Raw genomic sequence first — 14,395 nt, 5'->3', positions numbered from 1 at the left:
GAATTATGAATAAAAAATACGCATCATTGATATTAGGAACTTGTATATTAATAATTGTTTTGGGTGTTTATTTTATCTTCAAGACTGTTTCTTTAGATACAAATGAAAAAATTATTGTACATGGCATTGAGAATTTTGAACCTGTTTCTAGCGATGGAGAAAATTACCTTTTGTACTATCCAGCAGATAGTAGAATTTCTCAAAAAAACACAATTGTAAAGGAAGTAACTACAACCGGTGATATTGTACGTGAATATGAAATAAAAGATAGTGATTTTCGACGAATGAGTGTTCACCAAAAACCAAATAACCCAAATCAACTATACATTTCTCTTTTTGGTGAACCAACAATTGATAATTACTTTTATACTTACGATATTACCAAAAAGAAGTTTGAAAAGGTTACCCTTGACTATTTCGATTATGAGGTCGGCGTTGACCATATCATGCATTATGGGGATGATACCATATTCCAGACTCTTGTTTCTCATAAAACTGGTGATCAAAATATTCAAGCTGATACTAATGAATTTAACGTATCAATTTCCAATTACTCTACTAAAAAAAGCTTTGAAACTGAATATGGTCATGCTCCTAAATGGTCTCCTCTTTTGAAGTTTAACAATAAAATTCTTTACGGCACCAGTGGGCAAGTTAATGAAAATAATGAATATGAAAATTCTGGATTAGGAGTTATTGATTTACAGAATCAAAATGTTGAATACAAATTGCCAGCTGAGGCTACAGACTTAACACCTATTTACTCTACCGAAGAAAATGCATTTATTTTGGGGGATTTCGGAAAAATATTTGTATATGATAAAAACTTTCAATATAATATACATGAACCCTTTACTGAAATGTCTGAACAGGATATTTTTTATATGGAAGAAAGTCCTCCGTTATTATTAAACATGAATAAAGCGTTATTCAGCTTATATAGCCAGACTAAAGGTTCTATTTTAGGGATAATGACTTTTGAAGAGAAGCCTAAATTTCAGCCTTTAAAAAGGGACTATATTGAGTCAAATAGTAATTATAGAATTTTATACAAAGACAATGATAAAAAGGAAATTTATATACTTAGAGTAAATGAACAAAGTGAAAGTGTCCTTGTAATTGATAATCAAGAATTTAACCTTCTGTACGAGATTCCGGTAGAAAATAGCCATTTACTTGATTTTATAGTGAAAAACTAGTTTTAAAAGCTGACTTAAAAGATCGTTAAAAGCGACTTTTTCTAGTCAGCTTATTTCATTTTGTAAATTTTGGTGGGAACTTTTATAATGGACCCCATAAAACTAGACACGAAATGAGGAGATGTTAAAGTAGGTTCATGAACAAAAAACGATACACATCAGAGTTTAAATCTCAAATCGTGCTAGAGTGTTAGGAGCCATATTTAATGGCGTTGACTTCGGAAACGAAACTAACAGCGACAAATTATATTCGTGACCGATACTGTCGTTTCCTTTAAACTTTCGCAAATCACTGGCACTATATGGGTATAATGAAAAAGAAGCTAATAAGAAATATAAATAATTAAATATACCTAATAAATCCAGTTTGAATCAGATAGATAACATTCTAAAATCTAAGTATAATGCTGAAGAAGTTGACATAAAAATACTCCCTGAACTAACTAACGATCTTTTTTTAATTCTTCCTCTTTAACAAAATGTTATGCTATCGTAGACAAGTATATTTTGGGGAATTTACAAAAGTTAACATATAAAATAAAAGCCGATATTTCCTTTAGCGTAGGAAAAATCGGCTTTTTTCATGTCGAAATTTGCTTAGCGTATGTTTTCCGCGTTTTGTTGGTGGGACCCCATAATAAGGCTTGCAAAAGGAGGTGAGCTATTATGGGTTTCTGTGGTTGCGGATGTAAAGGTTACGGTGGTTACGGCTACGGAGGTTTCGGCCGCTTTAACTTTGCTTTAATCGTCGTATTGTTTGTTCTATTAATTATTGTAGGTTGTTCTTGCTTCTTTTAATGGTTAAGAAGATCGAATAGTTTTATTGGGACGAGAAAAAAACTATTCTAAAGAACGACTATTCAAAGGGAATTGGAGGTGTAATTTATGAGTGATGGATTTAGAGATAATACTGCATTTGCGTTAATCGTTGTCTTGTTCGTTCTACTCATCATTGTAGGATGTTCTTGCTTCATCGGATTCTATTAATAAAAATTTTTATTTAATTGGGATTAAAAAAAGATAAAGGCAGATTAGATAATCTTCCTTTTTATCTACCGTTTTTTGATTAAAGCAGGCATAAGCTAACAGATGAAAGTTTGGTTGCATGGCTAGGTTTCGAGGAAGTCGAATGAAGTGGTTTAAATCAAATAAATAGTACGTTTTAATGGGTGGAAAGAGGTTTCTCCTTACAGCAGATTTGAGTTTAAGTCTAGGACAGTTTCGAAGTGTCCTAGACTTATTTTTTGCATTTTTATCTATTGGAAATTTACACCTATTTATTATTGTAATAAACTTACAAAAAATAACGCCTTACATTAGGCGTTATTTTTTCTTCTTTTTTTTAAGTGGCAGTCCATATTTGTTTGCATTATCAATCATTTTCTTAGCCAATGCGGCAGCCTCTTGTTTCTTCATCGTTTTTTCTCCTTCCCGGCTCGTCCGGATTTGTTTTTAACCAGCTTCACCAGGAATGAAAAAAAATATACATGCTCCCCCATCCTTCCCCATATACATGTAGTAAACCAGGGACAAAAAGACAGTGTCCTAAACTTAAGTTTGGATTTTGGAGGGGAAATCGATGAAAAAAGAGAAGGAGAGACGTACCCGATCAGATAAAAAACGAGATGTGAAACCGACAATCACCATTCAACTTAAAGAATGTATTTATAGATTGTCTTATATTACAAATACGCCGGTGAAAGATGTGGCCGAGACCATTTGTGAAGCTGGGCTTGTCTCAAGGAAAGTGATGGATTATTTATCGCAGCATTTTCGAAGACCTGTCCGATTGAAGAATACTTTATACATGGGAGACCTAGACCGCCCTTCATTACAAAAGAGAGCTTCAGCTGGCCAGAGTGAGCGTATTACAATACGCTTACCTCAAGGAACTTATGAGAATTTAACTGCCCTTGCTTATGCGCTTGATGTTACCCCTTCGCGAGCAACCGCATTACTTTTGGATGCAAGTGTCCGGAATTCGGATTTCATCAATGAGTATGTTCGTGACTATCTGAAACAGCATCTTGATGATGGACGTATGAGAGAACTAAAAAAAGTAATGAAATTCATCAATACAAACAATCCTTATGAGGAAGAGATTTCATGGAGTGCGCTGCTGTCTTTTCTATTTGACGAGTTAAAGATTGGGGCGAGCAATGTATCAGAATCTATTCAGGATTGGTTAGATAAGTGGAATAGGAAGGAAAAATAACAATGCCTTTATTGACATCCTTTAGCCCTAACAATCCCAAAAAGGCGACTGTATCAAAGTTGCTTAATGATACAGTATTCTCCATTCCATCAGCTGCTATGTAGCCGGACGGAATGATCACTTTTGTAAGCGCTTGAACAAAATTGGAAGGACTTTTTCATTTTTCTATCTTTATTTTTTATAAGAAAGTTGTAATTGTTTTTGGTACATCGTGATTAGTTTGTCTAATTTCTGGCTGCAATAAAGGGTGTCATAGCTATTTAAGCCGGTTGCTTCAGAGATCTGGATCAATTCTTTTTTAAGCTGATTAATTCTTTCTTCTAATTCGTTGATTGAAAAACTAAACATCATACAAATTCCCCTATCATCCATTATCTTTTTACCATTTCTTCAAATAAAAACGTTCTTTGCAATATTATGCAAAAAATCTGAAATATTTGGAATACTATTGACAAAATTTTCAATAAAAATACAAAAATATTTTTTTGGGCGGCAGCACTACGAACAGATCAGAAAGCAAAGGAAATAGTATTTCGTTTCGTTCTAGTGCATTTCATAAACATGTTTTTAGGAAGGAGATTATTCCTTCCTTTTTTATTGTCTTTTTAAGTTTCTAAATCTTTGGGTCACCGCAAGGGTCTGCTAACGATCTGTAAGCTCCTATTGTCGCTAACAGCTCATAAGCATCTCGCTTCGGTCTAAAATCGCCGATAACCACGGACTGTACGGCTCATTACTTCGCCTACATTCCGTAGGTTCCTGTCAATTTTTTAACGCCCGAACGATGACGGGGAAAACCTTTCAAAGCTCATTCAAGGAAGGAAAAAGGAAAATTCCCGGCTAACGCCAGGAATCGGGTCGCTTGCTGTGCTCCTACGATTGAACTTTGCCCTTTGCCTTCCGAATCGTAAAACATCACAAAGCCGACTAACCTTCCAATAGGTCGAGCCTCCTAGGCTGTGCCCTCAACCTGTTGGAAGCTAAGTCGTCAAGCCAGGCCGTTCAAGGGGCAAAAAACTTTTTGCTTAAAAGCACTTCGTAACCGCAAAAACTTTTTGTGCTTATTCCCTTGACCGTCTGTCTATGTGTGTTTTTCGTTCTCCATGCCAAAGGGCAAAATTAATCCCCTTTTGGGGAATTAAATCGCTTCGGAAGGCAAGGAGAAAAATCAAAGGAGGAGTTATTTGATGGAATGGCAACCGATTTTTGAAGTGCTTCGGATTAAGCAGGAAATCAGAGAAGTTTCAGCATCGTTTGTCGTTCATAAAATTTACAATCCAGAAAATGCGGCAGAATTAGCGACAGCATACATCGCAGACGAAGACAGAGAGGTTTTTCTTGTGATGATGCTCAATACAAAAAATGAAGTGGTTGGGCTTCACAGAGCGCATGTCGGAAGCTTAAACGCAAGTATTGTTCATCCACGTGAAGTGATGAAAGCGGCAATCCTTAACAACGCGGCTTCTATTATCGTCAGTCATCAGCACCCAAGTGGAGACACGACACCAAGCCGAGAAGATATAGAGGTTACAAAGCGACTTGCAGAAGCCGGAAGAATTATCGGAATAGAAGTTCTTGACCATGTAATTGTGAGCTATACCGGAAAATATGTCAGCTTGAAGGAAAAAGGTTATCTCTAAAAGAAAAAAAGCAAAAGGGGCTTTGCCCCTTGTTTGAAAGGAGAAAAGCGACATGAACCAAAGGAAAACCATTAATGAACCGAAAGTGATGAAATCCGCAGCAGGTTATTACATCGGAAGAGAAATCATAAAAGATGATATTCCGATGCCTTATGACAGGTTGAGCGATTATTTTTCAAGCGTCAGCGAAGCAGAGGAAGCGCTGAAGCAATTCAAGAAGTAAAGCAAGAACTGCACTGGCTGGATTGCCAGCTGGTGACAGCTCTACGCATGGAAGAAAAAACATCCGTTTTTTCTTTTGATCTATCCTACTGGATAGGCTTTTTTCTTTTTAGGGATTTTCTTTAACGACCATTATTTGTGAAAAAGGGTGTTAATTATGAGTGATGGATATGGAAACGCTTTTGCTTTTGTCGTTGTTTTATTCGTTCTACTTATCATTGTAGGATGTTCTTGTTTTGGCAGGTTTGGAGGTTACTATTGATATGAAATCCTTGTTTAGTTCATATTAAAAAGAAAAAGGCAGATTGAGATAATATGCCTTTAAAACGATGAAGAAGATGATTATAAGTAAGAATTGAAGCTCAAATGTTGAAGATAATATAGCCTTTTTTCGTATTAATACAGCATGAATAAATCGTAAGATTGATGAATTGGTGTTATGGCATGTGAGCGTTTAATCATTTCATGCATCCTAGTAAATAACTATTGGGAGTAGGGCTATTCTTATATAAAAAAGTATCTAGTGCCAGGTCCTTGAATAATTGTATTTATGTTAATGTAAAGTTCACTTCATATTCTTCTATAGGATTTTTTTAATCATATTATATTGTAAACATTGGTATTTGACTGTATTCTGGTTTTTCTTTAACATATTGGGCTTCTTCTTTTTCTTTGGAGCTTTTTTGCGATGTTTGGAACCGATTGAGATGACTAATGATCTTCTTTAAACAAAATATTTTATATCAAAAAGAAACGGTTGGTTCAAGTACAGTCAATGTATTATCTATCGTATTGAGATTAACAGTAGAACCTATTGGAATAGCAGCTTTATAAAAATTATGCCCTGTAGCAAGGTTGACCATCAGAGGTTTTCCTAAGGGAACTAGCCATTCATTAATTAAATCTTCATAAGTTGTATCATAAGATACAAGGCAATTTGTACATTCTCCCATGATAATACCAAGACAATCTTGGAATTTTCCTGACATTAATAGTTGAGTTAGATACCGAAAAATTGTTGTAGTAGGTGAATTGATTTCTTCTAAAAAAAGTATTTTTCCTTGTGTATCAATTTCAAATGGAGTACCAAGGGTATTGACTAAAGAAGTCATATTTCCACCAACTATTGGACCCGTTACATTGTTTGGTACTAAACTCATCAGAGGTTTATCCGGTGGGTTTTGGATAATCCTAGGAGAAATAAATGTAGAGGTTACTTCAAAGAATTGATTAAAATTATAAGCAGGTGTGTCTAATCTAAAATCAATAAGCATCAGGCTGTGGAATGTAATTAAATTACTAAATTGATACAAACTATTTAATAGCACTGTTAAGTCACTATAACCAGATATAATTTTAGGGTTCTCTCTTATGACGTCATAATCTAGATAAGGAAGAATGGTCTGAACTCCTGTCCCTCCTCTTGTTGGTAATATCATTTTGACTTTCGGATCTCTGAACATGTTCATTACATCTTCGGCTCTTTGTTCAGCCGATGCAGCTACGATGCCCTCATAAGAATAAACGTGTCTGCCCAAAACTATATTAAAGCCCAAATCTATCAAAGTTTGTACTCGGGTATTAATAATATTAGCATCAAGAGGGCTGCCAAGTGTAACCAAACCAATCGTGTCTCCTCTTTGCAACACCGGTGGTCTTATTGCCATATTTTCCTCTCCCTGTATTCATTTCAATTAAAATTTATGGCTCTAAGTCGTTCTATAATCATGACCTAATAAAAGGTTTTCCTTCTTAGTATAGATAGAGTTTCAAGTGAGTCTAATTCTTATTCTTTTTATATGCGTGGCATTGCTGGATATGATTGGAGAAAATCATGGACAATCCCTTTTTCTTTTCTCTCCTTTAACCATAACTGAAGAGCATCTTTTACTTTGTCATTCAAAAAACAACTCGAAACTTATCTCCATAACCGCCTTTTACCGTAATTTTCCTTTAAAACCAAACTTAAAATCTTTTCAGCGCTTCTTAAAATGTTATTGTCGGAATAGTCTTAATTAGGTTTTGTCTAAATGATATTATTCATAAAAAGCTATCATTTTCATAAAATGGTATATTTATAGAAAGATAGTTTTTTAGACTGATAGTATCAGTATGTCTAAGATTTAAAGATTACTTGCAATTGTTTTGAAGTTTTTACACCAGAACCTAAGATAAGATGTTTTTAACAGTTTTATTCGATCCCCAATTCTTTTCTCATATATTCTTCAAAGTGTTGATCAATGTATTCTTCGATAAAACGATCCCTTTTGTTAACATCTTCAATTTTACTAAACAGCCCTACCTTCTTAAGTCTCTCTGATTCTGGTTTTTGCTCCCACAGCTCTAGCGCTTCTCGTTTTAGTATTGATTCTACTCGCCTTCTAGTGATTAAATCAGTAATTTGTTGTTGTCTTGTTTTTTTAGAGTCCTCGGGATCAGGTAAATGTTTCATGATTTTTTTATATTGCTCTTCTACTTGAACCATATATTGCATCATCATTTTATCGTATTCATCTTTAATTTCCTTTAGCTGTGCTGCAGCTGCTTCCTCTATCCCCTTTCTCACTTCTTCTGCAATCTGGCGCTTTATTACATTTAAATCAAGGACATTATTTTTCGGTTCTTCTTCTATTGGAAACGGCCGTAAATCGAAATGATTCTCCAAATCCTCAAAAATGGCATCGAGAGACCATTTTTGTTCCCGTTTTTGTTTAATGAATAAGGCAATCTTTAGATCGAGTTGATCATAAACTTTTTCATTGTTTATCCGGTTTATATAATGAATGTGTTGTTCCTCAAGCTTTTTAAACCACCCGTCAACCGTGTTAACATGCTTACCTATTTTGGTTGCAAAATCACTAATTTTAAAAAATTGTTCTTCCACAATACTGCCTCCCTATCACTTATAAATTTACGTACTAAATTTATAGTTTTGTAGTCAATATGTAGATTTTACAAAACTTGTAGAACACAAACTCTCTAATGGTCTCAACTATGTAAAGATCATAAGACACATATAGGCTATAACATATTTAATAGCTATAGTCGATATATAGATACTTATCTTTATGTAGAATACATTTTGGTTCACATATATATAACTTGACATATGTGGATCACACGAATATTTTATGTAAACTTCAATTGTAGTATCTATATAGATCATATTACACATGTGAAACACAATCCGGTTTTTTACTGTGGAACACATGTAATCTTTACACAACATGTGAAGAACAAAAAGTTACTCATTTGTTATCTATGGTTCACATGTAATCAACAAACAATAACCTGTTTGATCTTATGTGTAGATTACAAATAATCAATGGGCCATATGTAAATTACAATCACTATTAAAAAAATTAAATTTTTATTATTAAGAAAAAGTGAATTATAACGAATCCTTTATGTATTTTCCAGATGTAAAACCTATATAGATCATATAATACATGTAAACCACAATCTAGGATTTGTTTGGGTTAATCAAATACTTTGTTCCAGTAATGTATTTCATAGGGATTGTCGATCTTAGACCAACTACAGTTCACTACAATTATGTATCATTTGTAGAGTATCTGACCATATATTAACCACCATTTGTGTTCTATATATAAATTGTAAAACATATGTGGAAGCTAATTATTGAATCGGCTACACTTAACTGGACAAAAAAATTAAGGTCAGGTAGACTAACCATCCAATCTGGGTATACTGCTAATCAAGCATAAGAGATCCCATACCAGCAACTTTACTAGGAGAGGCGGGTATGCTAGCCTGGTATGGCAAGCCAGATATTTTCATCATCTGGTTTCCTGGCTGGGAAAGCATGCCCGTAGAGGCTCCTTGTCAAGTTGCGGTGGTTACCCACTACATTTGGAAGTCTACTTCATCTCATTCAGTTAATGGAGGTGCACCGATATAACAAGAGTTAGAAGAACATTTACTCATGAATTTAAAGCTCAAATGGTCAAACTATATGAAAATGGAAAGCCTAGAAAAGACATTTTAAGTGAATACAATTTAACTCCTTCTGCATTGGACAAATGGGTGAAACAGAGCCAAACCTCTGGTTCATTTAAAGAGAAGGATAACCGAACACCTGAAGAAGAAGAGTTGATCAAACTCCGTAAAGAAAATCAGCGTTTACTGATGGAGAATGATATTTTAAAGCAAGCTGCGCTGATACTAGGACGAAAGTAAATGTGATCAAAAATAATCGTCACAAATACTCGATATCAGCAATGTGCGACGTCCTACAACTCCCAAGAAGCACTTATTATTATGAAGCAAAAGAACAATCCAAATCAGATGATGAACTTACGGTTACCATCGTCGATATTTTTCATAAAAGCCGCCAGAACTATGGCACTCGTAAGATAAAACATGAGTTGAAAAAACTCGGTAAAATTGCATCCAGAAGACGTATTGGCCGAATCATGAAAGAAAATGGGCTAGTATCAAAATATACAGTTGCCCAGTTTAAGCCACATGTGGATAAATGTAATGAATCTAAAGTTGAAAATGTGTTGAATAGGGAATTTGATCAACAAAAGGAATTAACGGTTGTAGTCAGTGATTTAACATACGTAAGGGTCCAAAAAAATTGGCATTACATATGTCTATTTGTTGATCTTTATAATAGAGAAATTGTTGGACATAGTGCCGGTCCTAATAAAGATGCTGGACTAGTCTACCAAGCCTTATCAACGATTAAAGCTGATTTAAGACAAATTCAACTATTTCACACAGACCGAGGAAACGAGTTTAAAAACAAGACAATCGATGAAGCTTTAGATACATTCGAGATTAAACGGTCGTTAAGCATGAAAGGTTGCCCATATGATAACGCAGTAGCCGAAGCCACATTTAAAATTATCAAGACAGAATTTGTAAAAGGTAAATATTTTGAAAGTTTAGAACAGTTAAAGTTGGAATTAGACGATTATGTTCATTGGTTTAATCATATAAGAATTCACGGATCACTGGGGTATTTAAGCCCTATTGAATACAAAAAGGAACACCTTAAAAAAATTGTCTAGTTTAGTGTTGACATACCATATTGTTGAATTCGATTTCCAGAATGAATATCCTTGTAAAAATCGTTCAACAAAAAACCCCATCTCAAATGATGGGGTTTCCTTATTTTTAATAAAAAATTGTCTAGATTTTATATTTTAATTGAATTTTATTCTACATCCTAAAGTAGGGGAGAAATCAATCATCATCGTCAAAATTTAGAAATGTTTTCTTTGCAAAATTTGAAATATTTTCAGGAGGTTTAAAAGATTGATTTGTTTTCTTTGGTTCCTTTTGCTCAATTTTTATAGATCCCAAATCAATAGGTTTTAAAGGATCTTGCACAAATTGATAAAGTATTTGTCCAATTAATGCTCGAGTATTCGGATGTCGTAGCCATTCTTTTTGTTCTTTTGTAAAGCCTTTTAGAAGAGGAATCGTTAATATATCCTCATCTGTTGTTTTTAATACTTGTTGGGAGATGGCTTCTATAAATATTGGTGCGATCTCGCTGCTAAATTTCCGTCCGAGCTTTTGCTTTCGTTCTGTAAGATAATCACTAACGTGTTTTGGAGTATCACTCGGTAATCGGAAAGATATCGTTTTACCTGGACCAAATTGTTCCATTATCATCACTCAGCTGTGGCAGCAGCTTCAATTCCTTTGCTATTACAGTACATCAATAAAATCTTGAAATATGCTCGAGCAATCATCCAAATGCTGTCTTCTTTTGATACAAAGCGCAGAGGATAGTTTTTATCCTGTTGGTTCAGTTCTGTTAAATATGGACGGAGAATAAGCGAGCCGCCACCAATCTGATAGGACAGGCGAATCTCTGGAACGTTATGCCAGATATTCTTAATTAATTTGTATTCTTCTTTAGCTAGTGTTCCAAGTTCTTCATCCACTATATCTTTAATAGAAACACGATTTCCATCCACCCAAATATGATATTGTTCCTCCGGATTTTCATTTGTAATGATTTCTACAAGAGCTCTTCGGCTTTTAATGTTGTATTTATATTTTGTATAGACTTTCCGAATAATATTGTCTAAATATGTGGAAACACCTTTTTTAATACCATCACTATATTCATTATCAACTTCAGATTCACTTGTGATAATAGCAGAATCAGTGGATAGACCACCAATATCATTAATTAAGATTGTTTTGCCAAACAGTTCTTCATTTTTCGTTGAACCATCATTATTTGTAGTGAGATCAATATAGGCGGCATAGCCTTCCGTATTCACAAGTACTTGTTCAAATTTAATGTGAACAGTCTTTCCTTGAAGATTAGGAGTTTGTAAGAATCTAACTTCATGTTGAGCAGTTTTTAGTTTTTTTCGAAAATCTTTCGTTTTTCCTCTTTTTGTTTCATCTAGAGGTAATCCGGTAGATAAAAGATATGTAGCTTCTATCACGCCATCTTTTTCAGGAAAATGTTTTACTGCATCATAAGCAAGTGTTGTTAATAACAAAACAATAGGTTGGTCACTTTCAGATTTATCTACATCTGGCGTTAGCTCATCGTTATTTGGGTATTTGGCAGCAAGTTTTCCAACCGCATAATAACCATGCTTTTGTTTTAAAGCTGATGAAGTAATCTCTACATGTAGAGCATTTAATGGATCTTTTTCCATTTCAATAATGTCTCGATTTTTTATCTCTGCGATTACATTAGGAATATAAATAGAATTCTCTATGTTTCCTAGATATGCTTTGACAGCATCATTTCCAATATCAATAGCAGCTAGCCTTAGATTCATGGAAAATCTCTCCTTTAAAAATGGTTAATATTTCTTCTTGATCCCTATTGTATGCTTTTTGTATGCAAAAGTCAATCTGATTTTCATTTTGTATGCAATTTGTATACAAATAAAAACCCCGAAAATTCGGGGTTTACTCCAAATTGAATCTGGTGTATAGTTTAAATTGAAAGAAGGAACTACTAGCAAATATTGCCGATATTTTATAGATTAGGTAAAAAAATTGACTAACAAAAAAGACAAAAAAAAAGTAAATGATCGTGCGCCAACACGATCATTTACAAAATATCAAGCTAGCCCCTACTCGGTCGCCAAACCAACTAGCTTGAAAACGCCAGATCATGTTGCGCCAACAACATGATCAGAAATCCCATTATTATTATAGCCATTCCATGGCTTAATAATAACATATATTTTTTGGGATTTGCAAGGTTTTTCTTGTAAAAATATAGTTTTTACGGCGTTTTCAGTGCAGATAGACCGGGGGCAAGGGTTAGCTTGCTAACGGTCTTTTTTGTTTGTCCTGGAAAGGGGAACAAAACATGGAAGCACTGAAAATCATTGATGAAAGACTAGACTATACTCAAATGGATATCATTCGTTTTATGATACATGGAGCTTTGTTTGAAGGGGACCCATCGCATTGGAGTGTTGAAGAACGGAAAAGAGAAAAAGTACGAGAAAAGGCACGTGAAGTTGGGGTGATCCATGTTACATATAGTAAGGAACATCTGATGAACGGCCAATCGATTGTTGTTAGTAGTTTTGGGACACTTGAGCGCCAGATGGATCGTTTCAGTCATTGGACACCACAAGTCTATATGTGGGGTAAACGTAACAATGTCGGCCGGAACGCTGAGAATTTGCGCTTTATTACATGTATCGGTGTTGAGATTGATAAAAAGATCAGTATACAAGAAATCCATTATGCGGCAGCTATGCTTGGATTGCCTTCTCCTAACTTAATTTTATCAACACCTCGAGGCATGCAATGGTTTTATGTTTTATCATCACCGTTTGCCGGAAGCCATAAAGCACGTCGAGCCGGAAAATTTGTTGCAGAAGAGGTGAAACAAGCTTTTGTTAACGCTGTAGGAGCAGATGCTGGTGCGAATCCTTTAGGTTATTTTCGTTTTCCAAAAGAAGACAATATTGAATTTTTTTATGCTAAGCCGGTGAACACAGAATGGTTACTCACATGGGCGAAAGATCGATCTCGAAAAGCCAAAAGACCAGCTGCAGTAAAAGGGAAACATCAAAGCCGAATTTTTGGACAAGCTGGTATTATGGATGACCCAGCGATTCAAGCCATTATTCAAAACGTGATGATTAAAGGTTCAAAAGGTGTATTAGGGCGTAATAACGCGATTTTCACCCTTTCTTTAGCCATGAAATATGAGGGGAAAACAGAAGAAGAAATCTATAATCAGATGGATGAATGGAATTCACAACTGAAGCATCCGATTCCGAATCGCGAGGTCCGAGCGATTATTAAAAGTGCCATGAAATCAGACTATAAGGCTCCAGGCAAGGCCTATGTCGAGGAATTGGCCGGTGTGAAAATGGAATATAGATTTTGTATTCGTACACCTAAAAAACCGCGTGAGGAGCGAAAGAGAAGTCATTTGTATGAGCGTGAACAAGATATTATCGACTATCTTGAAGCACATTGCACGGCTAATGAACCTTATATACAAGGTTCCATCCGTGAGTTAGCAAAGCTTTTTGGAATGGCCAAACAAAGTTTTCAAGCTGTTTTGGAACGGTCGAAAAAGATTATCAAAAAAACATTTGGCCGTGGTAAGAATGCTAAAACGTATATTACTTGTCGTAACGTCTTGGTAAAAAGCCATAAGGCTATGATGAAAACTTTTGTTTCAAACAAAGAAATGGGTGTCGTAGAATCGTCTCAACTTTGTGAGAAATCCGTCGTTCGGTTTTCCCAAAGAATGATGCACATTAGAAAGGATTCCCCTCTTGAGCCTGATGGATAAAAATAGATTTAATGACAAATTTTAATGTGCCATAGTCGTACCATTTTTATCTGTCGGTAATAGATTGTTGTTTTGTTAGTTTGCTAGGTTAAGTTTTTTGCTGTTTAAAGGGTAATTGCTCAAGTAATCGAGTCGTCATTAGACGAGGGTAAAAGTATCTTGTATTCAATCTTCAAAAAGGTGATTGATTATCTCGTTTAAATTGGAATAATTACAAAGAAAGTAGAAGGGAAAGGACGTGCAGCTGTTACAACTTTAACTCCTGTAAAGGTCTCTAAAGTGGTTCTGTTTAATTTTAAAAAAGGTTGTCAAAAAAATAATTAGATTTATAGATCGGGTG

General features: G+C 34.8%; 14 protein-coding genes. 9 read left to right on the top strand and 5 right to left on the bottom strand.

Annotated elements, in window-relative coordinates; all coding sequences use genetic code 11:
- The first annotated feature begins 5 nt into the window (after window positions 1–5).
- The 4 genes from C0966_RS17790 (at window position 6) to C0966_RS17775 (ending at window position 3,414) form a co-directional block, all read left to right on the top strand.
- A complete protein-coding gene (locus C0966_RS17790; RefSeq protein ID WP_274857050.1) occupies window positions 6–1,199 on the top strand; it encodes a hypothetical protein in 1,194 nt (397 codons plus the stop codon).
- Between the two features lie 666 nt (window positions 1,200–1,865).
- Window positions 1,866–1,997, top strand: coding sequence for a sporulation protein YjcZ (yjcZ, locus tag C0966_RS17785; RefSeq protein WP_274857049.1), 132 nt, complete (start codon window positions 1,866–1,868; stop codon window positions 1,995–1,997).
- Window positions 1,998–2,084: 87 nt separating this feature from the next.
- A complete protein-coding gene (locus C0966_RS17780; protein WP_274857048.1) occupies window positions 2,085–2,186 on the top strand; it encodes a YjcZ family sporulation protein in 102 nt (33 codons plus the stop codon).
- A gap of 592 nt (window positions 2,187–2,778) precedes the next feature.
- Entirely contained in the window at window positions 2,779–3,414 is a 636-nt protein-coding gene (locus tag C0966_RS17775; RefSeq protein WP_274857047.1) for a hypothetical protein, read from the top strand.
- 171 nt (window positions 3,415–3,585) lie between these two features.
- On the opposite strand, the gene C0966_RS17770 is transcribed toward C0966_RS17775, so the two are convergent.
- On the bottom strand, window positions 3,586–3,762 hold the full coding sequence (locus tag C0966_RS17770; RefSeq protein WP_274857046.1) for an aspartyl-phosphate phosphatase Spo0E family protein: 177 nt from the start codon (window positions 3,760–3,762) through the stop codon (window positions 3,586–3,588).
- A gap of 839 nt (window positions 3,763–4,601) precedes the next feature.
- Here C0966_RS17770 and C0966_RS17765 point away from each other — a divergent pair.
- The 3 genes from C0966_RS17765 (at window position 4,602) to C0966_RS17755 (ending at window position 5,538) form a co-directional block, all read left to right on the top strand.
- Window positions 4,602–5,054, top strand: a complete 453-nt coding sequence (locus tag C0966_RS17765; RefSeq protein ID WP_274857045.1) for a JAB domain-containing protein — start codon at window positions 4,602–4,604, stop codon at window positions 5,052–5,054.
- Window positions 5,055–5,106: 52 nt separating this feature from the next.
- A complete protein-coding gene (locus C0966_RS17760) occupies window positions 5,107–5,277 on the top strand; it encodes a hypothetical protein (RefSeq protein ID WP_274857044.1) in 171 nt (56 codons plus the stop codon).
- Between the two features lie 156 nt (window positions 5,278–5,433).
- Window positions 5,434–5,538 carry a YjcZ family sporulation protein gene (locus C0966_RS17755; RefSeq protein ID WP_274857043.1) on the top strand — a complete coding sequence of 35 codons (105 nt, stop codon included), beginning with the start codon at window positions 5,434–5,436 and terminating at the stop codon, window positions 5,536–5,538.
- Window positions 5,539–6,019: 481 nt separating this feature from the next.
- Here C0966_RS17755 and C0966_RS17750 read toward each other — a convergent pair whose 3' ends face one another.
- Both C0966_RS17750 and C0966_RS17745 read right to left on the bottom strand, forming a co-directional pair.
- On the bottom strand, window positions 6,020–6,943 hold the full coding sequence (locus C0966_RS17750; protein WP_274857042.1) for a S66 peptidase family protein: 924 nt from the start codon (window positions 6,941–6,943) through the stop codon (window positions 6,020–6,022).
- Window positions 6,944–7,467: 524 nt separating this feature from the next.
- Window positions 7,468–8,160, bottom strand: a complete 693-nt coding sequence (locus C0966_RS17745) for a MerR family transcriptional regulator (RefSeq protein ID WP_274857041.1) — start codon at window positions 8,158–8,160, stop codon at window positions 7,468–7,470.
- Window positions 8,161–9,239: 1,079 nt separating this feature from the next.
- Here C0966_RS17745 and C0966_RS17740 point away from each other — a divergent pair.
- A protein-coding gene (locus C0966_RS17740; RefSeq protein ID WP_274857040.1) for an IS3 family transposase occupies window positions 9,240–10,315 on the top strand; the annotation gives its coding sequence in 2 pieces (ribosomal slippage) (window positions 9,240–9,441 and window positions 9,441–10,315; 1,077 coding nt in all).
- A 175-nt stretch (window positions 10,316–10,490) separates the two neighbouring features.
- Here C0966_RS17740 and C0966_RS17735 read toward each other — a convergent pair.
- Together C0966_RS17735 and C0966_RS17730 are read right to left on the bottom strand one after the other, a co-directional pair.
- Window positions 10,491–10,919, bottom strand: coding sequence for a hypothetical protein (locus C0966_RS17735; protein WP_274857039.1), 429 nt, complete (start codon window positions 10,917–10,919; stop codon window positions 10,491–10,493).
- A 5-nt stretch (window positions 10,920–10,924) separates the two neighbouring features.
- Entirely contained in the window at window positions 10,925–12,061 is a 1,137-nt protein-coding gene (locus tag C0966_RS17730; RefSeq protein ID WP_274857038.1) for a ParM/StbA family protein, read from the bottom strand.
- Between the two features lie 542 nt (window positions 12,062–12,603).
- Here C0966_RS17730 and C0966_RS17725 point away from each other — a divergent pair.
- Complete coding sequence (locus tag C0966_RS17725) at window positions 12,604–14,055, top strand: primase C-terminal domain-containing protein (RefSeq protein ID WP_274857037.1); 1,452 nt, start codon at window positions 12,604–12,606, stop codon at window positions 14,053–14,055.
- Window positions 14,056–14,395: the final 340 nt, after the last annotated feature.

The organism is Bacillus methanolicus, assembly GCF_028888695.1.
GTDB classification, from domain to species: Bacteria; Bacillota; Bacilli; order Bacillales; family Cytobacillaceae; genus Bacillus_Z; species Bacillus_Z methanolicus_B.
Note: the sequence above shows the minus strand (reverse complement) of the source record. Positions and strands in the feature narration are given on the sequence as shown.

What these genes read in the sequence shown, in the direction of transcription:
- yjcZ (WP_274857049.1), top strand. Translation starts at nt 1,866, where the DNA reads ATGGGTTTCTGTGGTTGCGGATGTAAAGGTTACGGTGGTTACGGCTAC.
- C0966_RS17735 (WP_274857039.1), bottom strand. Translation starts at nt 10,919, where the DNA reads ATGGAACAATTTGGTCCAGGTAAAACGATATCTTTCCGATTACCGAGT.
- C0966_RS17780 (WP_274857048.1), top strand. Translation starts at nt 2,085, where the DNA reads ATGAGTGATGGATTTAGAGATAATACTGCATTTGCGTTAATCGTTGTC.
- C0966_RS17770 (WP_274857046.1), bottom strand. Translation starts at nt 3,762, where the DNA reads ATGTTTAGTTTTTCAATCAACGAATTAGAAGAAAGAATTAATCAGCTT.
- C0966_RS17750 (WP_274857042.1), bottom strand. Translation starts at nt 6,943, where the DNA reads ATGGCAATAAGACCACCGGTGTTGCAAAGAGGAGACACGATTGGTTTG.
- C0966_RS17790 (WP_274857050.1), top strand. Translation starts at nt 6, where the DNA reads ATGAATAAAAAATACGCATCATTGATATTAGGAACTTGTATATTAATA.
- C0966_RS17775 (WP_274857047.1), top strand. Translation starts at nt 2,779, where the DNA reads ATGAAAAAAGAGAAGGAGAGACGTACCCGATCAGATAAAAAACGAGAT.
- C0966_RS17725 (WP_274857037.1), top strand. Translation starts at nt 12,604, where the DNA reads ATGGAAGCACTGAAAATCATTGATGAAAGACTAGACTATACTCAAATG.
- C0966_RS17730 (WP_274857038.1), bottom strand. Translation starts at nt 12,061, where the DNA reads ATGAATCTAAGGCTAGCTGCTATTGATATTGGAAATGATGCTGTCAAA.
- C0966_RS17760 (WP_274857044.1), top strand. Translation starts at nt 5,107, where the DNA reads ATGAACCAAAGGAAAACCATTAATGAACCGAAAGTGATGAAATCCGCA.
- C0966_RS17755 (WP_274857043.1), top strand. Translation starts at nt 5,434, where the DNA reads ATGAGTGATGGATATGGAAACGCTTTTGCTTTTGTCGTTGTTTTATTC.
- C0966_RS17765 (WP_274857045.1), top strand. Translation starts at nt 4,602, where the DNA reads ATGGAATGGCAACCGATTTTTGAAGTGCTTCGGATTAAGCAGGAAATC.